Origin of the sequence: Arthrobacter sp. SLBN-100, assembly GCF_006715305.1 — a bacterium.
Classification (GTDB): domain Bacteria; phylum Actinomycetota; class Actinomycetes; order Actinomycetales; family Micrococcaceae; genus Arthrobacter.
Map to the genome: position 1 here is coordinate 3,419,369 of NZ_VFMY01000001.1, position 20,429 is coordinate 3,439,797.

Sequence of the window (20,429 nt, forward strand, 5' to 3'; positions counted from 1 at the left end):
GTTGGAATAATGACATGGCCGGGAAAGTGCGGTCGAAACAGGGAAATGGCTGGAACAGGCCGATGAAACCGTACCGCTACCATGACTGGTGCCGTCTCATTGGAACGCCCGTCGAGGTCCGAAAGGACTTCGAGACTGTCCGGACCGGCGTGGTGGACGACGCCATGGAGGATTCCTCAGCCCTGTGGATCGCGGCAGACGCCGGCGGTGGCAGGGCCCTGTTTACTGCCGCGGAGGGCTTTGAGGTGTGGATCAGCCCGCAGGAGTTAAACGGAAAATTGTGCTTCAAGATGGCGGCCGTGCAACTCTCTGCACCCCGCCGCTGATGGTGACACTGATGGGGAACGGCCAAGATGGCCGGCATTCCTGACCGTGCTCGGAAGGGGTAGGTTTCCGGCGGCGTGATTCCTACACTGGGGTGATGATCACAGTCACCGGAAGCGTGGAAACAAAACTGCCCGCCGACCAGGCCTTCGCCTACATGCGGGAGTTCGAGAACACCAGCGAGTGGGATCCCAGCACCCCGGTCATGGACAAACTGACCGCTGGCCCGGTGGCTGTAGGGCACCGGTACCACGCAGAGTCCGAGTTCCGGGGGAAGCGGCAGTCCCTCGAATATGAGGTCATCGAACTGACGGAGAACCACATCAAGCTCCGTGGCGAGAACAAGACCGTAACAGCTTTCGACTCCATCGACGTTAGTCCTGCCGGGGGCGGCTCGGTGGTCAAATACACTGCCGAGTTCAGCATCAAAGGGCCGGCCAAGATCATCCAGCCGCTCCTGAAGCCGGCGTTTATGTCGTTGCGGGACCCGGCACTGAACGGAATCAGGGACACTCTCAACTCGCGCGCCCGGGCCTAAAACCCTGCGCCGTTGAGGTGCCTGACGCAGGTGACCTGCCCAGGTGGCTGAGCAGGCGCCGGTGGGAATTCAAGAAAGTTCTGCGAGCCGGCTGCACGCCTCCCACAACCGCCGGCGCGCTTCGGGATCCGATCCCATTCCCGGCGTCGGAAGCTCCTTCCGCTTTGCCCACAGCTTTCCCGAAACCCCGGCGGTTTCGGGTGCGCTGGAAAGCCAGGTTGCGGTGTCGGCGGCTTTTTCCGCGGGGGCGCCAAAGGTATTGGTGATCCAGCGGAACGGGCCGCCGACGTCCGCCAACAGGTTTGTGTTTTTGACCAGCCCGGGATGGACGGCGTTTGCCACCACCCCGGTTCCGGAAAGCCGTTCGGCAAACTCCTGGGTGAGGAGGACGCGGGCCAGCATGGTGGGCGGCGTGGAGCGAAGGTAACTGTACTTACCGTTCGCCGTCTGGAGGTCGTCGAAATTCAGCCTGGTTTTGCCGTACCTGGAAGCGATGTTTACGATGCGTGCATCTCCACGGGCGCCCGCCCCGCGTTTTAGTGCATCCAGCAGCAGGTTGGTCAGCAGGAAATAAGCCATCACGTTCGTCGCGAAAGTCAGCTCGATCCCGTCGGGAGTCACGTGGCGTTCCTTCCGGAACACGCCCGCCGCGTTGACCAGTACATCCAGCCGTTCGTGTCGGGACAGGAAGTCCGACGCCGCCGACCGGATGGAGGACTGGATCGACAGGTCGCAGGCCAGCGGCTCGAGCCTGGCGCCGGGCACCTGTGTGCGGATGCATTCCATGGCTTCCTCAGCCCGGGCAATGGAACGTCCGACGACGACAACTGCCGCCCCTTCGCGTGCCAGCCCCGCAGCCACGACCTTCGCCAGCCCACCAGTCGCACCGGTCACGAGCGCAAGACGCCCATCCATTGCACCCATAGCCGCCTCCTCGCCGCTGAAACGCCTTCAGATTACGCCTCACGAGGGGCTTCTATCACCGCAAGTCAGGAAAGAACGGTAACAGCGGGATTTGGTAGGTAGACTGGGCTACCTACCGCCAGGGAAGGGGCTCCGATGTCCGCGGCTGACGTATCTCCGCCAACAAAGAAGCGCGCCCGGCAACTGTTGCTCGACGCCGCCGCACGGCTCTTTTATGCCCAAGGCGTCGGTGCCACCGGCATCGACGCCATTACGGCGGAGGCTGGAGTGGCAAAAAAGAGCCTCTACAACAACTTCGCTTCCAAGTCGGACCTGGTGGCTGCTTACCTCGAAGCCCGGCATGAGGAATGGCTCGGCCTGTATCAGGCCCGTGTGGACAGCGCTGCCGGCTCCCGGGAACGGGTGCTGGCCGTTTTTGATGCGTACGTGGATCACGCACACTTCGCCTACGAGCATGGATTCCGGGGCTGCGGATTGCTTAACGCGGCGGCAGAGCTGCCCGCCGGCAGTCCGGGACGGCTGGCGGTCCGGCGCCATAAGGAAGAAGTTGAGGCGCTCTTGGCCGGGCACCTGGCGGAGTTGCTCCCGGGGCAAGACGAACGCCGCGCCCGGCTTGGCGCTCATCTGGCCTTCATCCTGGAGGGTGCCATGGTCCGGGCGGGACTCGAAGGCGGGGACGTCCGCCTGCTGGAGGGCCGAACGATTGCCGAGCAGATTCTGGCGGGGCTGTGACGGCTTCCACCGGCGGCTCCTCCCTGCGGTTTCGGAGGCACCGGCGAAAAGGCCGCATACCCGGGACCGGCCACCTGTCCGGGCCGCGTTGGGGTGCTGTTTTTGTGCTGGCCGCGTCGGTCCTGTGGGGTACCACCGGAACGGCTGCCACGTTGGCCCCGGCAGCGAGCCCCCTTGCCATTGGTGCTGTGGCGATGGGAGTGGGTGGTCTGCTCCAGGCCCTGTACGCAGCAAAGCCGATCCGCAGGCAATGGCGGAGGCTTGTGGAGCAATGGCCCCTGGTGTCGTTGGGAGCGCTGGCCGTTGCGGTTTATCCCTTGGCCTTTTACACCTCGATGCATCTTGCCGGCGTCGCCGTGGGAACCATGGTTTCCATTGGTTCAGCCCCTGTGGCCGCAGCGGTCATCGAGCGCTTTGCCGACCAGAAGCCGCTCACCCGCCGGTGGCTGGCCGGGGCGCTGCTCGGCGTCGGCGGCGCCGTGTTGCTTTCCGTTGCCGGCCACCGGCCCGATGCCAGTGTCGCTGTCGCTGTCGCTGGCGGTGGCGCCGGGCTCGGCCTGGGCACATGGGCTGCGCCAGCGGGAATACTGCTGGGCCTGGTTGCGGGCACCACGTATGCCGTCTACTCCTGGGCTGCCCACCGCTTGATTGGCGGTGGTGTGTCCTCGCGCGCCACCATGGGCATGGTTTTCGGGGCGGGCGGGGTGCTGCTGATGCCCGTTCTCTTCTTTACGGGCCGTCCGCTCACCGAGTCCTGGACGAATTTCGGCGTCGGGGCCTACATGGCCATCGTCCCGATGTTTGCCGGGTACGTCCTGTTCGGGTGGGGCCTGGCCCGTATCCGCGCGAGCACCGCCACGGGCCTTTCCCTGGTTGAAACGGTGGTGGCAGCAGTTCTCGCCGTCCTGGTGGTGGGGGAGCGCCTTCCGACGGCGGGGTGGATCGGAGCGGCCGCCGTCCTGGCGGGGCTGGTTTTCCTGCTTCCACGTGCTTCAGGGCAGGGGGAGCAGGAAGGGGGCGGAGGATTAGTCCGCCTGTCCATGCCGTCCACGGCGATTGATCGTGCGCTTGCCCAGCACGAGGCAGGTGCCCAGGGCCAGCAGGAGGAATCCGGTGATGCCGGCTCCGACGATGTGGCCGCTGACACCGGCAATAAAGAGCACAAGGCCCAGCAAGCCCGCGGCTGAACCGTAGTAGACCCCTGCCCTGAACCGACGCGATGGGTAACCGGACAGCAGTTCCATCGCCAGGTGGGGATCGTCGGCTATCAGCCCGAGCTCCAGCTCCTTGAGGAGCCTCCGCTCCTCTTCGGACATTGGCATTGCCACGCCCTTGAAATCTCAATCGGGACTATCGATATTGACGGTAGGAGCCTCGCCGTGCTCCGTCAAGGGTCCGGCCAGCAGCCGGTGATGGTCATTCCGTGACGTCGTAGCGCAAGGAGTTTCCCAGGACCCTGACCCCGGCAGTCGGGACATGGGCGGCGGGCCGGGACCGGGGCATCAGGTGTTGCACTGGCAGCCCGGCGAGCAGTACGCAGTGGTCCGCGATGAGTCTTCGGTGGCATCTCCACCAGAGCGTCTCGCTGCACATGACGGCGGTAGGGACTTCCTGGGCCTGAGCCACCAGCACCGCCGCTGCGGCGCGGAAATCCGCAGTGCGCATGTAGGAGGCGTAGGCCCGGAAGGAGTCATTCCGCAAGGCCGTATCCGGCGGTTCCGGTGGAAGCTTACGAAATCCGCCCAGCCGCTGTTCCCAGCGGTAACTGATTCCTGCTTCCGGCAGCCATTCCGCCATCAGATCCTTGCCGAAGTGTGGGTACCTGCGGCTGCCCGGCCCGATGCGTACGTCCACCAAGGACACCACACCGGCGGCTCGCAGCATCGCCTCGAACCCGTCCTGGGAAGCCGTCCCGTGGCCCACCGTATAAAGAACGCCCACGGGAGCCATGATAGGCAGCCGGGGAACTTTGGCAGTGCGGACCTCCACTCAGGCGGCCCGACGACGGGACTGGACTGGACTAACGCCGTCGTAATTCTGCGAACTCAAGGGATGGAACGATGGCGCCCGCGTCCCGCTCCATAAAGTTCGTGCCGGGCGGCACCACGTCGTCAATCGCATCCAGGACCGACTCGCCGAGCTGGACGTCTGCCGCCTTCAGGTAGGCCGCGAGGTGCTCCTCGCTGCGGGGCCCGATGATCACACTGCTGATGGCCGGGTGCGTCAGGGCGAAGCCAATGGAGAGGTCTACCAGCGAGAGCTCCAGCTTGTCGGCGAGCCGCGCCAGGGCATCCGCCGCATGCAGCTTCCGCTCGCTGGCCGGACCTGAGATGTCGTAACGGCCGGGAAGTGAATGCACCCGGGTAGGCGCCTTTCCCGACTCAAGCACAAAACTGCCTGACAGCCACCCTCCGGCCAGCGGACCGTAGGCCAGCACGCCGAGCCCGTATTGCTGGGCGATCGGGAAGACGTCGCGTTCGTTGGCGCGCACCAGCATGGAGTAGGGCACCTGGTTGCCGAGCGGCGGAATCAAGTGGTTGGTGGTGGCGAGCCATTGGGCCTCCACCAGCTGCGCCGGGGTGAACACCGACGTGCCGTAGTAGAGGATCTTTCCCTGCTTGATCAGGTCGTTGAGGGTGGTGATCGTCTCGAGGACATCGGTGTTGTAGTCGGGCCGGTGCGCCTGGTACAGGTCGATCCGGTCAGTCTGCAGGCGGCGGAGGCTGCCCTCAACGGCCTGGATGATCCAGCGCCGGGAGTTGCCGGAATGGGCAGGATTGGGGCTCATCTGGCCATGGAACTTGGTGGCCAGGAAAACGTCGTCCCGGAGGCCGCGCAGTGCACGCCCCACAACCTGCTCCGACTCTCCCTGCGAGTAGACGTCGGCGGTGTCGATTGAGGTGATGCCGGCGTCCAGCGCCGAGTGGATGATCCGGATGCTTTCCTCGGCTCCGGTGGGGGCGCCGGGCGGCCCACCGGTTCCCTCGCCGAAGTTCATGGTGCCCAGGGTAAGCGGGCTGATCGGAGTGCCTGACCGTCCGAACAACCGCAGTTCGCTGAGGCTCATCTTTTCCGGTCTCCTCACAATTTTTCCGGCACGCTGCTTCTGGCACATGCCCTTGGTCGTCATGAGGCTACACAGATCGGCGATGCACCGGCAGAGCTGCGCCTTAGTGCTTCTCTTTTCGACTTCTGGAGTAACCCTCAGGGCCCGGTGTGACGTTTTATGGAGCGCCCGAAAGGGGCTGCATCGCATATATTGAGGCATGGCCACTCCCAGCAGCGACGAGCAATTCGTCAAGCTGCACGACATGATCATCGGAAGCGCCAATGTGAGCGCGTTCCTTGTCGAGCTGTCCGTCCTGGCTGCCTCCACGCTGGGTGAGACAGCAGGTTCACACATCGAGTGCGGGGTCACCCTCCGGCAGCGCAAGCGCAATGCCACCGTGGCCGGAAGCAGCCCGCGCGCAACCCGGCTGGACAAGCTCGAGCAGGATCTGGGGCAGGGGCCGTGCCTGACGGCCCTGGAAATCATGAAGCCCGTGATCCTCGCGGACGTGGCAACAGATTCCCGCTGGCCTGCTTATCAGAAGCTGCTGAAGGAAAACGGCTGTGGCAGCGTACTGGGAGTTCCTCTCGCGCTCGATGATAACCACGCAGCCGCACTCAACTTCTTCGCTTCCCAACCAGGCGTATTCACGGACGCCGTGGTCCATCGGGCAGAGGGTTTTGCCGAACTGGCGGGACGGGCAGTGCGGCTGGCGCTGAGGATTGCCGATGCCCAGAACCTGGCGGAGGACCTCACTGCAGCCTTGGAACACCGCACGGTCATCAATTTGGCCTGCGGCGTAGTGATGGCTCAAAACAGGTGCTCCCAGGAAGAAGCGATGGCGGTGCTTACCAAGGCTTCCAGCCACCGGAACCGGAAACTGCGTGATCTCGCCGGGGACATCCTGGGCCAGGTCAGCTCCGGTGCCGTCAGCACTCACTTTGAGCCCTGATACAGCCACCCGTTGATGGCCGCCAGGAGCAGGCGGTGCCGCGCGGGCACCGCCTGCTCGGGGGGCGTCAGGGGGCAGGGGAAGCCGGACTGCTTACATAACGCCCGCTACGGTGTACTCGAAGTGACCGGGCCCCACCTCGGCAGGCTCCTGCCCGGGAAGTTCCAGCAGCGCGGTTGTCCCTGTTGGAACCTCGATCTCCACCCTGTGCCCGGACCCGGTGGTCCGCCATGAGATGGAGGCCCGCCCGTACGGGGTTTCGTGTGTTGCGGAAGCCCAAGTGAGCCCGCCTCCCGGCTGCGGCCGGAAGAGGATCCGCCGGTAGCCCGGCTCAAGGGGCGCGAGGCCGGCCACTGAGCGGTGCATCCAGTCAGCCACGGCACCAAGGGCGTAGTGGTTAAAGGATGTCATCTCGCCCGGGTTGACTGTCCCGTCCGGGAGCAGGGAATCCCAGCGTTCCCAGATAGTGGTCCCGCCCTGCGTTACGGAATAGAGCCAGGATGGGCACTCTTTTTCCAGGAGCAGGTCATAAGCGGTGTCCAGCTCTCCAACACCGGTGAGTGCATCGGCGATTACAGGGGTGCCAGCGAAACCAGTGGCAATGCGGTTGCCCGCCTCCCGGACCAGTTCGGCGAGGCGTTTTCCGGCAAGCTGGCGGAGTTCTTCGCTGGGAAACAGGTCGAAGACGAGGGCAAGGGCGTAAGCGGTCTGTGCATCGCTGGTCATGCGCCCGTCCGGCAGGATGTACTCGCTGGCGAAGGCTTTTGAAGCCGCGCTGGCCAGGTCCAGGTAGTGAAGTTCGTCGTCCGGCTTTCCCAGCACACCGGCGATCTTTGCAAGATGCCCCGCTGACCAGGCGAAGTAGGCGCTGGCCACCAGGTGGCGGTCCGTCCGTGCCTCACTGGGTTTTTCCGGCGGCGCACTCGGGTCCAGCCAGTCCCCAAGCTGGAAGCCGGTGTTCCAGAGGTGGCTTTCGCCCGCGAGGGAGTCCAGCAGGTCCACCCAGGACTTGGCGCTCTGGTACTGGTCCGCCAGGATCTTCGAGTCGCTGAACCGCTCATACAGGACCCAGGGCGTGAGGACGGCAACGTCACCCCACACAGCACCTGGCCGTACCGGCGACCAGTAGTCGCCGCCAGGAATGACAGGCACGTACCACGGCACAGTCCCGTCCGGCGCTTGTTCCACGGCTACATCCTTCAGCCAGGAGGAGAGCATCCCCGAGCAGTCATAGAGAAACGTTGCGGTCGGGGCGAAAACCTGAAGATCCCCGGTCCAGCCCAGCCGCTCATCCCGCTGGGGGCAGTCAGTGGGAATGTCCACGAAGTTGCCCTTCATGCTCCAGAGCACGTTCTCATGAAGCCGATTAAGGTCCGGGTTCGAGCACTCAAACCACCCGGTACGCGCCATGTCCGTGTGATAAACCCGGGCCACCACGTTCGCGGCAACCTCCCCGCCGGTCCACCCGTCAATTTCCGCGTACCGGAAGCCATGGAGTGTGAACCGGGGCTCCCACGTTTCGGGCGCGCCTCCTGCCAGCGTGTAGATGTCCGTGGCAGACGCGCCCCGCAGGGGGCGGGTGTAGAGCTCGCCGTCCTGGAGGACCTCAGCGTGGCGGATAGTGACTTTGCGTCCCGCCTCGCCCTGGACGTTGATCCGCAGGCGGCCCACGAGATTCTGGCCGAAATCAAGGATCAGTTTTCCCGATGGCGACACCGAGACCTGCACGGGCGGCACTTCATCCGTGCACCGTACCGGCGGTCCCTCCGGGGCCACCAAAGTAGCCGTGTCCCGCTGGACCTTGACCACGGGCTGCCACCGGTCGTCGTCAAATCCAGGACTACTCCAGCCAGCCGGCAGTTGGCGGGCGTCGTAGTCCTCACCCTCGTAAAGGCCCGTAAACAGAATCGGCCCGAAGGAAGCTTTCCACTGGCCGTCCGTGCCCACGACGGTGACGGAGCCGTCGTCGTGCGTCATGTGCAGTTGCGCCAGGAGTGCGGCCTTGTCGCCATAGAGGTTCCGGTGCCCGCCGTTGAATCCGAAGCGGCCGCGGTACCAGCCGTCCGCCAGCCACGCACCCATGGCGTTGTCACCTTCTGCAAGCTGTCCCGTGACGTCGTACGTGTAGTAGCGCAGGCGTTCGCCATAGACGGTCCAGCCGGGCGACAGAGCGTCCGCTCCGACCCTGGTTCCATTGATTTCCATTTCGTAGAGTCCATGCGCCGTGACATAGAGGCGGGCCGCGGCAACAGGCTTGGGCACCTGGAAACTGCGCCGCAGCAGCGGAGGCCGGCGGTCGGAGTCCCGGTCCTCGTTCCATGCCGGAGTGATGGCTGTGGCCGCCCAGTCGCCGGGCAAAAGCAGGCCGGGCTCGACGGCGGCGTCAGGGCTCCATGCGCTGGGCGCCGCGTCCGGCGTCCCCCAGACCCGTACGCTGACCTCTGCCCGCTCGGCCGAAGCCAGCGGCCGGCCCCGCCACGGCTGAAGCACGGACTCAGGGGTCTCGAAGCGCTCACTGATCCACTGGCCACCGGCTGTTGTGATGGACACTTGGTAGGCCGTCTGGGCCCAGCCGGCCTCGGCGCGGGTTTTCCAGGAGAGACGGGGCGTTCCGGTCCCGATGCCCAAGGCACCGGGAAGATGCTCGAAGGTCACGGGGTGGACATTGGCGGTCATAGAGGCCTTCTTCCAGGCAGGGGTGATGAACGGACGGCGGGGAAGCCCCGCAGGGGATTGATGACCCGGCTCACCAGGAGCGGGGCTCTTTGCGGCGGCTAGCCCTTGACGGCGCCGGCGGTCATGCCGGCAACGATCTGGCGGTTGAAGAACAGGTACATGACCAACGGCGGGATGGTGATCAGCAGGATGTTCATAAAGAGCAGGTTGTAGGCAGTGGTGAACTGGCTCTGGAAGTTGAAGAGGGTCAGCTGCACCGTGGCGTTGGCATCCCCGGGAAGGAAGTACAGCGGGTGCTGGAAGTCGTTGAAGACGGCCACCGACTGGACCACGATGACGGTGACGATGACTGAACGCAGCAGTGGGAAGATCACCCTGAAGAACAGCCGCACCGGGCCGCACCCGTCGATGACCGCGGCTTCGTCCAGCTCCCGGGGGATGGTGGAGATGAAGGCGCGGAACAACATGATGCAGAAGGAGAGGCCGAAGGCCACCTCGATGAGGATCAGGCCGGGCAGCGTCTTGAACAGTCCCAAACCCTGAAGTACCCAGATGGTGGGAACGACGGCGGGCGGGATGATGAGGCCCGAAAGGATCAGGAAGTTGATAAGGGGGTTCCAGCGGCTGCGGCGGCGCTGCAGGACCCAGGCCACCATCGCGGCCAGGATCACCATGATGGCCACGCTGGCAACCGTGAGGATGGTGCTGTTGATGAACGCCGTGACCAGCATGAACCGCCGGGCGGACAGGACTTCCTGGAAGTTCTCAACCAGGGCGAAGTTGGTGGGCCAGGAAAATTCAAGCCGGTTGGCCTCCCGGCGGTCCTTCATGGCGGTCAAGACCATAAAGAGCAGGGGGACGACAAACAGCACAACGGTGACGGCGATGGCCAGGATGCCGAGGCCGTAGCGTTTCAGGGCGGCGGTCATGCCTCCACCTCCTTGCGGTTCAGGAACATGGACAGGGGGACAATGATCGCGGTGACAATCAGGAACAGCACTACGTTGCCGGCGGTGGAGAGCCCGTAGAAACCTGCCTGGTACTGCTTGTAGATCACAGAAGCGATCACGTCCGAGGTGAAGCCCGGGCCGCCCTTGGTCATGGCCCAGATCAGGTCGAAGGAACGTAAACCGCCAATGAGGGAGAGGATGATTACGGTTGCTGTTGCCGGCCGGGCCAGCGGTACGGTAATGCTCCAGAAGCTTTTGAAGGAGCTGGCGCCGTCCATCTTTGCGGCCTCAAAATACTCCGCGGGAATGGAGACTATGCCGGCGATGAAGATGACTGTTGCCAGGCCGACGCCCTTCCAGACGTCCACAAAGGCCACCGACAGCAGTGCCCAGGCCGGATCGGTAAGCCATTTGGGGCCCTCGATGCCTACCAGCGCCAGGGCATCGTTGATCATGCCTTTGGAAGGGTCCATCAGCACGGTGAAGACGATGCCGACGCCGATGCTGCTCAGCAGGACAGGAAAGAAGATTACCGAACGCAGGTAGCCGCGGGCGATGATCTGGGATGTGAGCAGCACGGCCAGCAGCATTCCGAGGATGACCTTGAGGCTGGAGGTTACAACCCCATAGATGAAGGTGTTGGTCAAACCCTTGAGGAGTGCGGGCTCGGAGAAAAACTGGACGAAGTTGTCCACGCCGATCCACGTGAACTCCGTCAGGTTCCACCGCGTGAAGCTGAAGAAGAAGGACGCGAAGGTGGGCACCAGAAACAGGGTGGCGTAGATCAGGGCGGCGGGCAGGTAAAACCAGTACGGATAGGGCGATTTGCCCCCAGTCCTCTTTGCTGTGCCGGAGCGCAGGACCCGCCCGGCGGGAACGGCGAGTGTGGTGTCGGTTGTCATATCAATATCTCCAGGCTGCCGTCCGGCCCGGTCACCCGGGCCGGACGGCAATTGGTATCGGAGGGTTAGTTCCAGCCAGGCAGGTTGAGCTGCTGTGCCTGCTTCTTGACATCCTCGTCATAGAGGGCGGCGCCGTCCTTGGCGGAACGGATGCCCGATCCCACCTCGACGGTGATTTGTTCAAGGGCCGGGCCCTTGACAGGGGAAAGGAATTCCAGGGCGGGGCTGTTCTTGCTCTCGTCCTCGAAGAACGGCAGCATGTCCTTCACCGCGGTGGGGACGTCATCAGGCAGGTCGCAGCCTTCCACCAGGTAGGGGCCGTTCGCGCCCACGGCTTCCGTCTGGGAATCGCAGCCTTCCTTGCTCGCGATAAAGGCCAGGAACTTCTTGGCCTCCTCCACATTCTTGGTGGATTTGGGGAGGTAGACGCCACCCGGCAGCCATACCGTAAGCGGGTTCTTGGCGGCGTCTTCCCCCGGGAGCGGGAAGAGCCCGATGTCATTGAGCTGGTCCGGGAAGCTGACCTTCAACTCCGGGAGGGCAAAGCTGAGGATGGGGTACTGGGCACCCTCGCCGTTGGCGAGCTTTTCCAAAGCCTGGGCGTAGCTGGTGGATGCAAAGTCCTCGTTGAAAAGCCCGGCCTTGAAGGCTTCCTCCAAGTGCTCAAAGCCTTTGATTGCAGCGGGATCGGTGCCGTACTTGACCTTATTTGCTGTGTAATCCTCGGCGAAGGTGGGGTTTGCGGCTGCGACATTGGCGAAGTCACCGAGGACGAACAGCTGTGAGGTCCACGTGGTCTGGTACGACTGGATGATGGCAGCGGTTCCGGAATCCTTGATCGTGCGGCTGTTCTCCATGAACTCGTCCCACGTCTTGGGAGCTGAGAGTCCAAGCTTCTCGTATACCTTCTTGTTGTAAAGCACGGCGCCGGCCGAGCCGGTGCCCACAGGCACTCCGTACACTTCGCTTCCGGCGGTCACTACTGGCTTGAAGGACTCAGAAACATTGCCCATGTAGGAGTCGCCGGTGAGGGGTACAAGGTTCTGTTCCGGGTTGATCTGCTGGAACAGGGAGCCGGTGTTGTACGAGAAGACATCCGCCATATCCCCGGTGGCGAGCTTGGTTTTGACGATGTTGTCCCCGTCGCCGCCCTGCGGCCGGGTCTCGATCTCAACCTTGATGTCCGGGTTGGCTGCATTGAAGTCCTCGGCAAGCTTCTCCGCGTACGTAATGGTGTTTTGTGTGTTATCGACAAGCCAGGTGATGGTCTTGGCGTCCGTGCTGCCGCCTCCACCGGCGGAACAACCGGTGAGGACCAGCGCTGCTGCTGTGACACTTCCAGCAAGGACGGACCAGCGCCGTCTGGGGGTGATGTTCATCTTTACCTCCTCGTAAAGCCGCAGGTCCTGCCGGCCCTGTGGAACGTTTCAAACAAAGCTTTCAGCAAATTCAAGCTTCTATTGGTGGTGCGAAAGGTGTGTAGATCGGTCTACGCATTTACTGTAAGGGAACTCACATGGCAGCGCAAGGATTTCTGTAGATCAGTCTACAATTTCTTGTGGGGCTACCTGAGGGCGGAAAAGTGGACGGACAGCACAAGCGGGCAACTATCACTGACGTTGCCGCGCATGCCGGTGTATCCCGGGCTGCCGTTTCCAAGGTCCTTCGCGGGGCATACGGCGTCAGTGACGTGATGAGAAAGCGCGTCGAGGAGTCCATGGAGACTTTGGGGTACCGTCCCTCAGCCCTTGCGCGCGGAATGCGAGGCCGCAGCTTCACTCTGGGGGTCTTCGTGGTGGACCTTTCCAATACTTTTGTTACCGTCCTCATCGAAGGTATCCGCGCCGAAGCGGAGAGCCGCGGCTATCAGGTGTTCATCGGTGAAGCAGATACGGGGCTGGCGCAGCAAAAGCGGATGATCGAGGCAATGATGGACAGGAAGATGGATGGCCTGGTCCTGATCGCCCCCTTCGGCCCTGAAGAGGAGCTAGAAATGATCGGCCGAAGTATCCCCACAGTTGTGCTTGGCCGGCACGGCCCCGGGCGCGGCTATGACACTGTTGCAAGTGACGACATTGCCGGCAGTGCGCTGATCGTTGACCACCTGGCGTCCCTGGGCCATCGGAGGATTGCCCATCTCAAACACGTTGGCCGGGAGAAAAACGAAAGCACGATGCCACAGTCGGTCCGGGCTGAAGGTTATGTGCAGGCGATGATGCGTAACGGGCTGGAGGTGGACGTGATCGAATCGCGGTGGAATCACGAGGGCGGTGCCGCAGCTGTGGACTTGATGCTCGAGCGGGACACTAGACCCACCGCTGTCCACACCGGAACTGATATGGCGGCCTTTGGTGTTTTGGCGCGATTCTATGAGCTGGGCCTGCCGATTCCGGAAACCCTTTCCGTGGTTGGCTACGACAACGCCCGTGCAGCCTCCCTGCCACAGGTTGCGCTCACTACCGTGGACCAGTCCGGATTCGAGATGGGCGCCTTAGCCACGAGACTGCTGGTGGAGCGCATCGACGGACGCCGCGAAGAAGTATCTACCTTGGTGCAGCCAACCCTGATGATCCGGAAAACCACCGGCCCCCCGCCCAAGGTGCATGGCCTGGCAAATGAACCACTCGTCCAGGAGGCAAAGGGATAGTGGTGCACCGGTCGGCCGCCGTGCGACTCCATGCGACTCAAACCAGCCTGGGTTTCACCTGTGCGCCGGCCTGCAATAATCTGAACCAACGGTTGTGCGCGGGGTGCAAACGCCCGGTGCAACAGGCAGCACTGTAAGTTCGGGCCACATCACAGCAGACGAGGCGGACACGAATGACGGCTTCAGACCAGCAGCACTTCCCACCATCGCCGGCGCCCAAGGATATGCCGGGCTTCCCACCCGCTGCCCGTGAAGCTGCTGGCAGGGAGGCCGTTGATCCGCACCTGCTCCAGCAGTTGGCGGATGCGCATGGGGTGGGAACCTCCTTTCAGGGCTGGGACGGGCTGCCGCACGCTGTTGCCATGGACACCTTGATCAAGGTCCTCGCCTCCCTCGGGGTGCAGGCGCACACCAACCAGCTCATCGAAGAGGCCCTGGCGGAAGCGGAACTCGCGCCCTGGCGGCGCATGCTGCCACCCGCCGTCGTCATCCAGCAGGGTGAACCGGCGCAGGTTCCGGTCCACGTGCGCGACGGCGCCACAGCGCGGCTGAGCATCACCCTTGAAGGCGGCGCCGGGTCCATGGACGCGGCGCAGCAGGATCTTTGGATGCAGCCACGGGATGTCGACGGCGTTGCGACCGGACGTGCCACCTTCGCGCTCCCGCCGGACTTGCCGCTCGGATGGCATACCCTCCATGCCGAATCCGAAGGTGCCACCGCACCCGCCACCCTGGTGGTGGTGCCTGCGCGGCTTACCACGGCAGCGCCACTGGAAGAGCGCCGGGGCTGGGGACTGGCTACCCAGCTCTATTCCGTACGCTCAAAACGGTCCTGGGGCATCGGCGACTTCTCCGACCTGGCTGACCTGGCCGCCCTCAGCGGCAGCCGCGGGGCGGACTACGTCCTGGTTAACCCGTTGCACGCTGCCGAGCCGGTTCCGCCCGTGCAGCCGTCACCGTATTCGCCGTCCACCCGGCGGTTCTTCAACCCGCTGTACATCCGCATCGAGGCGATCCCCGAGCTGGCGTACCTCAAGCCGCGCAAGCGCGCCGCGGTGGAGAAGCTCCGCGAGGAGGTGGCCGGGCTGAACAGGGAGGGCGCCCGCCTGGACCGCGACGCCGTCTACGCGGCGAAGCTGCAGGCACTTGAGCTGCTCTACCATGCCCGCCGCCCGCCGGCCCGGCAGGCTGCCTTCGACGAGTTCTGCCGCATCTCCGGCCAAGGGCTTGACGACTTTGCCCTGTGGTCCGCGATCCGGGAGGACCTGCCGGCAGGGGACCCGTTCTGGTCTGATCCCGCCTGCGCACTCGGCACGCCGCAGAGCGAGGCGCTCCGCGAGCGGCTGGCAGACCGTATCGGGTTTTACCGCTGGCTCCAGTGGATCTGCGACGAACAGCTCGAAGATGCCCAGCGAGCCGCGCTCCGTGCCGGAATGCGGCTTGGCGTGGTCCACGACCTCGCCGTCGGCGTGGACCACAGCAGCGCTGACGCATGGACACTCCGCGACGTGCTTGCTCCGGGCACCAGCGTGGGTGCGCCGCCGGACATGTACAACCAGCAGGGCCAGGACTGGGGCCAGCCGCCTTGGCATCCTGCCCGCCTGGCGGAGGCGGGCTACATCCCGTTCCGGAACATGCTGGCCACCGTGCTGCGCCATGCCGGCGGCGTCCGGGTGGACCACATCCTGGGTCTCTTCCGGCTGTGGTGGATCCCGGCCGGAAACGCTCCGGGGGACGGCGCGTACGTGAAATACGACCACGAGGCATTGATTGGCATCCTGGCCCTCGAGGCGCAGCGTGCGGGAGCCGTGGTGATCGGGGAGGACTTGGGCACCTTCGAGCCGTGGGTCCGGGACTACCTTGCCGCCCGCGGCATCCTGGGCACCTCCATCCTTTGGTTTGAGTACGACGGCGATTCGCCCCTTGCGCCCGAAAGGTACCGCACGCAGGCACTCGCCAGCGTCAACACCCACGACCTTCCGCCCACCGCCGGCTACCTCGCCGGGGATCACGTGGCTTTGCGCAGCGGGCTGGGCCTGCTGGAGCGTTCGGAAGCCGAGGAGCGGGCCGAGCACAACGCCGCACTGGAAAAGATGTTTGCGCTGCTGCGGGAGCGCGGCCACCTGCCCGAAGACGGAGCGGGCGGGCAAGCCGGGAGTGAAGAAGGGACCATCGAGGCGCTGCACCTGCTGCTGGCCCAGGCGCCGTCGGTGCTGCTTGGCGTTGCCCTGGTGGACGCCGTGGGCGAGCGGCGGGTCCAGAACCAGCCCGGGACCACCGAAGCGCTCTACCCGAACTGGCAGGTTCCGCTGGGCGGCCCGGACGGCCGGCCTGTTTTCCTGGATGATCTTCCCGCAAACCCGCGGTTCAACTCGCTGCTGGCTGCGGTGGAAGGGGCCCTGCACGGCTAGGGAATGCCAGCCAGGTCAGGCGGCCAGGTCAACAGTCAGGAGAAGTCGATGGGTGAAGGACCAGTACTCGTTGTAGGCGGCACCGGCATGCTCGGCGGCCAGGTGGTCACGGAGCTGTTGAACCGGGGGAAGCAGGTGCGTGCCCTGGTGCGCCCGGGCTCGGATGCGTCCCGGCTGGAGTCATCGGGCGTGGAGATCGCCCGCGGGGACATGATGGACCCGGACTCGTTGCTTCGGGCGATGACCGGTGCGGACGCGGTGGTTACCTCGGCTGCCGGCTATACCAGGCACCGGAAGGGCGACAACCCGAAAATCGACACGGTAGGCAATTCAAACCTCGCTGATGCTGCCAAGCGTGCCGGGGTACGCAGGTTTGTGCTCACCAGCATCTTGACCTGCGACCAGACGCCGGACGTGCCGCATTTTTGGCACAAACGGCTGATGGAGGACAGGCTGCAGGCCCTGGGCGTCCCGTTTGTGGCATTACGTCCCGGGGCTTTCCTGGACCAGGTGACCCGGTTTGGCGGCGACCCCATCAGCAAGCACAGGGTCAGATGGTTCGGCTCGGCAGGAATCCCGCTGTCCTTTGTGCTCACCTCGGATCTTGCGGGATACCTCGCGGCCGCCGTGGATGCTCCGGGCGTGGAGGGCCAGCGGATCGATATCGGCTGGGACCGGCCCATCTCCATGCAGGAGTTCGCCGACATCGCGGAGCGGTTGACCGGTGAGGAGATCCGGGTGCAGTCCGTTCCCCTTGGCCTGCTGAGGGGAGCCGGGGTCCTGCTGGGGCCGGTCAACCCCATGGCAAAGGACCTGGCTGCCATGATGGGCTGGTTCCAGACTGGCAAGTACGTTGCCGACACAAGGCGGCAGGTCGAGGTTTTTGGTGCTCCCCCCACCGCAGAGGACGCGGTGCGGCGGGTCATCATTAGCCTGGGGCACGCTGTGAAGAGCTAGCTGACTCGCGAGCATCTACACAAAAGGCGGGGCCGCTTAGCGCCTGTCCGGGAATGCCGGATGGATGCTAAGCGGCCCTGCCCGCCCGCCCCCTGGCCTCGCAAGCTCGGTCAGGGAACCCTGCGGCCGAGGCCCGCGCTGCTGCTAGCTTGCGGTGACCAGGTGGGTGAAGTGGTCGTAGCGGAAGGTGACGCCGCCGCCGTCGTGCTCAAACGGGATATTGCCGCCGTTCGGCACGCCGTTGGCGCCGTAGTTCACATTCCAGGACCGGTCCATGGCCGCCTTGAACTCGTAAGTGCCTGCCGGCAGGTTCATAACCGTCAGCTTCCACACAAGGTCGGTAGGGTCCAGTGCCAGCTGTGCCTGGTCGCATTCGGGCAGCCAATCGCCGATGCAGCCCAGCTCGGACCCCAGGTTGCCGGCAACCGAAACGGCCTGCGGCTGCTGCGACGCGTACACCGCGCTGATCACATGCGTTCTGTTGTCATAGCGGAACGTGACCGCTCCGCCCGCATGGTCCAGCACGATGTTTGATCCGTTCAAGGCACCGTCGGCTCCGTAGCTCACATCCCAGTTGCCGTTGAGTGCGGCCTTGTACTCGTACTTGCCGGCGGGAAGATCAACGGTGAGGCGCCAGATGTTGTCCGCGGGATCCAGGACCATCGTGGCCTGGGTGCACGCAAGGTCCCACGGCTCAGCGCAGCCCATGGCCTGGTTCAGGGAGCCTGCCACAGTGACCGAATCCGGCTGCGGCGCGTCGCCTACCGTGACGGTCCGGACGCCGCTGGAGACGTTGAAACCGGTGCCCGCCGTGCTGGCGCGGTACCGCAGTTGCGTGCCGTCCGCGAGGCCCGACACGTCGTCGGTCACCGAGTACACCGGCGAAGAGCCGTCCGAACCCACCGCGGTCCAGTCCCCGCCGGCGACGCTTCGCTCAAACAACATCACGTGGCTGGCCTTTTCCGGGTCTACCGTCGCACTAAGCTCCACGGAGCCCTTCACACTGCTGCCCTCAACGGGCTTCTGGAGCGTGGGGACGGGCGCGGGAACTGCGGCGTTGCGGGGTTGGGAAGTGGCCGCGTGGCCGCCGTTGTCCAGGACGGCGGCCCGGTACTCCACGGGAGTGCCGGCATCCAAGGCTGCTACCTCGTGGAACACCTGGTAAGGCGCGGTGTCGTCCGTGCCGATGGCCTGCCACCCTCCGCCTGCCGTCCTGGCCTCGAAGGTGACCTCATAGAATGAGGAGCCGCCGACGTCGGCCGTCACCTTAAGCCGCCCGTTGTCACCTTGCGCCGCGGCCGGTTCCTGGAGGACGACGGCGGGCGCCGCCTGGGAGTGCGGAATCCGGCCGGAGGACTGGTAAACCACGGCGGAAAGCGGGGGAACAGTGACCGTGAGCTTGCCGTCCACGGCCGTTTTGGCCTCGTCCGCTCCTTCACCGTAAATCCTGGTGTAGGTGCGCTTCGCGATGTACGTAGGCACCTCCGCCGTCTGCGGCTGCTCGCCGTTGTTCAATGCCACGACGTACTCACGCTGGTCCTCGGCGTCCGTGCGGGAGAAGGCGTAGATGCCTGGGCCCTCCGCGGCGTACCGGTGCTGGTGCGCGCCGTCGCGCAGTGCGGGGTGCTCCTTGGTCAGTTCCGCAAGCTGGCTGATTTTGCCGTAAAGCGGGTGCCCGGTGTTGAAGTTGTCCGTGGCATGTGTTGCATCGGTGCCCAGCAGGTCGTCGTCAAGGTACTCCAGCACCTTGCTCGCGAAGAGCGTCTGCCGGGCATCCTGGTCGCCCCCGGGGCCGGTGAAACCCTGTTCGTCACCGTAGTAGATCACGGGGTTGCCGCGGGAGAGGTACATCAGCTCGTGGGCCAGCTGGTCGCGGGCCACCTGCTCGGCGTCGGTTGATCCGGGGTTGTCCGCGGCGATGAAGCTGCCGATCCGGCCCATGTCGTGGTTGCCCAGGAAGGTGGGGAGCTGGTAGACGTTCGAATCGGCGTCGGTGTACCAGTCGTCGCCCGCGAAGAACGTTTCCAGCGCGGCTGCGTCCTCGCCCTTGGAAGCGAAGTTGCGCGCCGCGTCCTGGAAGGGGAAGTCCAGCACTGCCTGCATGTTGTTCCGGGTGGTGAACTGCGAGGTGAAGCTCTTGGTGGTGTCGAAGACCTCGCCGAACATAAAGAACTCGTCCTTGCCCTGCTCCTTGGCGTAGGTGAGGACGTCGGGGCCGAATTCCTGCCAGAACCCGTCGTTGACGTGCTTCATGGTGTCGATCCGGAAGCCGTCCACGCCGAAGTCGCGAATCCAGGTTTCGTAGATGTTCTTCATTCCGTCCACTACCTTGGGGTGCTCGGTGAAGAGGTCGTCCAGGCCGAAGAAATCACCATAGAAGGAGTCCTCGCCCACAAATGTGGTGTCGCCGCGGTTGTGGTACAGCGTGGGATCGTTCAGCCAGGCCGGGACCTTCAGGTTTTCTTCGCCCGGTTCCAGGACGGGTTTGTAGGGGAACGATGTGGCTGCGCCGAGTTTGGGAAAGCTTTCGGCGCCCGCGTAGTCCCGGTCGTCGAATTCGGCACCTTCCGCCGTCTCGTACGGCACGGCATCCTTGGAGATATAGCCCTTCCGCGCGCCTTCCTTGTAGCCGATGACGTCCGCGGTGTGGTTGGTGATGATGTCGAAGTACACCTTCATGCCGCGGCTGTGGGCCTCGTCAATGAGTGCCTTGAGTTCGTCATTCGTGCCAAGGTGCGGATCGATCTGGGTGAAGTCCGTGACCCAGTATCCGTGGTAGCCGGCCGACTTGTCCTCGGGCTGTACCGCTTTGTTCTTGAAGCTGGGAGTCAGCCAGATGGAGGTGGTGCCCAGGCCCTGGATGTAGTCGATCTTGTCCAGCAGGCCGGCCAGATCGCCGCCGTTGTAGAACCCCTTCCTGGTGGGATCGAAGCCGGACACCATCGGATCACTGCCCAGGCCGCCGTCGTCGTTTATGGGGCTCCCGTTGCTGAAGCGGTCAGCCATGACGAAGTAGAAGTTTTCGTCCGTGACGGGCCCTCGCAAGCTGTGCAGGGCCGACGTCTGGCCTTGGTTCTTGTTGGCTTGTCCCTCCGCCCCTGGATCTTTGGCGCCCGGGGCGGCCTGAGCGGGAAGAACAGAGGCAGAAACGGCGACTATCGCAGCCGCAAGGGCAGCCGCTGTGCGCGTTGTGGTCCTCGGGGCGGTTTGAGCCCGCGTGCCCCTTTTACTTCGGCTGGGCGTTTGAGGAGGTGTGATGGTTGGAGTGGCGGTTGTTCCGGTGGTCGTTTTGGCGCGTAGGGATGCGCGCGGAAGGGTGCGGAATTTCAAGGAAGAGACCTTTCCTGGTAGCTGCGCTGCTGTACAG

At 64.3% G+C, this 20,429-nt stretch carries 17 protein-coding genes and 1 pseudogene; 8 read left to right on the forward strand and 10 right to left on the reverse strand.

Annotated elements, in window-relative coordinates:
* The first annotated feature begins 62 nt into the window (after positions 1-62).
* Together FBY31_RS15760 and FBY31_RS15765 are read left to right on the forward strand one after the other, a co-directional pair.
* Positions 63-326, forward strand: coding sequence for a hypothetical protein (locus FBY31_RS15760; protein ID WP_142042983.1), 264 nt, complete (start codon positions 63-65; stop codon positions 324-326).
* Positions 327-421: 95 nt separating this feature from the next.
* Positions 422-862: an SRPBCC family protein gene (locus FBY31_RS15765; RefSeq protein WP_142042986.1), complete on the forward strand. Its 441-nt coding sequence runs from the start codon at positions 422-424 to the stop codon at positions 860-862.
* A gap of 69 nt (positions 863-931) precedes the next feature.
* Here FBY31_RS15765 and FBY31_RS15770 read toward each other — a convergent pair whose 3' ends face one another.
* Positions 932-1,786, reverse strand: a complete 855-nt coding sequence (locus FBY31_RS15770) for an SDR family NAD(P)-dependent oxidoreductase (RefSeq protein WP_235013083.1) — start codon at positions 1,784-1,786, stop codon at positions 932-934.
* 135 nt (positions 1,787-1,921) lie between these two features.
* On the opposite strand from FBY31_RS15770, the gene FBY31_RS15775 reads away from it, so the two are divergent.
* Together FBY31_RS15775 and FBY31_RS15780 are read left to right on the forward strand one after the other, a co-directional pair.
* A complete protein-coding gene (locus tag FBY31_RS15775; RefSeq protein ID WP_142042989.1) occupies positions 1,922-2,518 on the forward strand; it encodes a TetR/AcrR family transcriptional regulator in 597 nt (198 codons plus the stop codon).
* Positions 2,515-3,705 (forward strand): DMT family transporter, encoded by a 1,191-nt coding sequence (locus FBY31_RS15780; RefSeq protein ID WP_442858183.1) that lies wholly within the window; start codon positions 2,515-2,517, stop codon positions 3,703-3,705. The genes FBY31_RS15775 and FBY31_RS15780 overlap by 4 nt, the downstream gene beginning before the upstream one ends.
* Here FBY31_RS15780 and FBY31_RS15785 read toward each other — a convergent pair.
* The 3 genes and pseudogenes from FBY31_RS15785 to FBY31_RS15795 form a co-directional block, all read right to left on the reverse strand.
* Positions 3,661-3,840, reverse strand: a pseudogene (locus tag FBY31_RS15785) (DUF3040 domain-containing protein); the annotation flags it as partial. The gene FBY31_RS15780 and the pseudogene FBY31_RS15785 overlap by 45 nt on opposite strands.
* A gap of 94 nt (positions 3,841-3,934) precedes the next feature.
* Entirely contained in the window at positions 3,935-4,459 is a 525-nt protein-coding gene (locus FBY31_RS15790; RefSeq protein WP_442858184.1) for a DUF488 domain-containing protein, read from the reverse strand.
* 79 nt (positions 4,460-4,538) lie between these two features.
* On the reverse strand, positions 4,539-5,585 hold the full coding sequence (locus tag FBY31_RS15795) for an aldo/keto reductase (RefSeq protein ID WP_142042994.1): 1,047 nt from the start codon (positions 5,583-5,585) through the stop codon (positions 4,539-4,541).
* A 199-nt stretch (positions 5,586-5,784) separates the two neighbouring features.
* Between FBY31_RS15795 and FBY31_RS15800 the strand changes: the two genes are divergently transcribed.
* Positions 5,785-6,519 (forward strand): GAF and ANTAR domain-containing protein, encoded by a 735-nt coding sequence (locus FBY31_RS15800; protein WP_142042997.1) that lies wholly within the window; start codon positions 5,785-5,787, stop codon positions 6,517-6,519.
* A gap of 93 nt (positions 6,520-6,612) precedes the next feature.
* On the opposite strand, the gene FBY31_RS15805 is transcribed toward FBY31_RS15800, so the two are convergent.
* From FBY31_RS15805 to FBY31_RS15820, 4 genes are all read right to left on the reverse strand, one after another.
* The gene (locus tag FBY31_RS15805) at positions 6,613-9,195 is read right to left on the reverse strand and encodes a glycoside hydrolase family 78 protein (protein ID WP_142043000.1); all 2,583 of its coding nucleotides are present in this window, start codon (positions 9,193-9,195) and stop codon (positions 6,613-6,615) included.
* Between the two features lie 98 nt (positions 9,196-9,293).
* On the reverse strand, positions 9,294-10,124 hold the full coding sequence (locus FBY31_RS15810; protein ID WP_142043003.1) for a carbohydrate ABC transporter permease: 831 nt from the start codon (positions 10,122-10,124) through the stop codon (positions 9,294-9,296).
* Positions 10,121-11,047 (reverse strand): carbohydrate ABC transporter permease, encoded by a 927-nt coding sequence (locus tag FBY31_RS15815; RefSeq protein ID WP_142043006.1) that lies wholly within the window; start codon positions 11,045-11,047, stop codon positions 10,121-10,123. Before FBY31_RS15815 ends, FBY31_RS15810 begins: the two co-directional genes overlap by 4 nt.
* A gap of 65 nt (positions 11,048-11,112) precedes the next feature.
* Entirely contained in the window at positions 11,113-12,426 is a 1,314-nt protein-coding gene (locus FBY31_RS15820; RefSeq protein WP_142043009.1) for an ABC transporter substrate-binding protein, read from the reverse strand.
* A 203-nt stretch (positions 12,427-12,629) separates the two neighbouring features.
* On the opposite strand from FBY31_RS15820, the gene FBY31_RS15825 reads away from it, so the two are divergent.
* Positions 12,630-13,694 carry a LacI family DNA-binding transcriptional regulator gene (locus FBY31_RS15825; RefSeq protein WP_142043012.1) on the forward strand — a complete coding sequence of 355 codons (1,065 nt, stop codon included), beginning with the start codon at positions 12,630-12,632 and terminating at the stop codon, positions 13,692-13,694.
* 182 nt (positions 13,695-13,876) lie between these two features.
* Here the strand turns inward: FBY31_RS15825 and FBY31_RS23560 are convergent, their stop codons facing one another.
* A complete protein-coding gene (locus FBY31_RS23560; RefSeq protein ID WP_268815649.1) occupies positions 13,877-14,005 on the reverse strand; it encodes a hypothetical protein in 129 nt (42 codons plus the stop codon).
* A 51-nt stretch (positions 14,006-14,056) separates the two neighbouring features.
* Here FBY31_RS23560 and malQ point away from each other — a divergent pair, with 51 nt between their 5' ends.
* Together malQ and FBY31_RS15835 are read left to right on the forward strand one after the other, a co-directional pair.
* The gene (gene malQ / locus FBY31_RS15830) at positions 14,057-16,105 is read left to right on the forward strand and encodes a 4-alpha-glucanotransferase (protein ID WP_235013084.1); all 2,049 of its coding nucleotides are present in this window, start codon (positions 14,057-14,059) and stop codon (positions 16,103-16,105) included.
* A gap of 48 nt (positions 16,106-16,153) precedes the next feature.
* Complete coding sequence (locus FBY31_RS15835) at positions 16,154-17,062, forward strand: SDR family oxidoreductase (protein ID WP_142043016.1); 909 nt, start codon at positions 16,154-16,156, stop codon at positions 17,060-17,062.
* Between the two features lie 144 nt (positions 17,063-17,206).
* Here the strand turns inward: FBY31_RS15835 and FBY31_RS15840 are convergent, their stop codons facing one another.
* Positions 17,207-20,392: an alpha-amylase family glycosyl hydrolase gene (locus tag FBY31_RS15840; RefSeq protein ID WP_142043019.1), complete on the reverse strand. Its 3,186-nt coding sequence runs from the start codon at positions 20,390-20,392 to the stop codon at positions 17,207-17,209.
* Between the last annotated feature and the right edge of the window lie 37 nt (positions 20,393-20,429).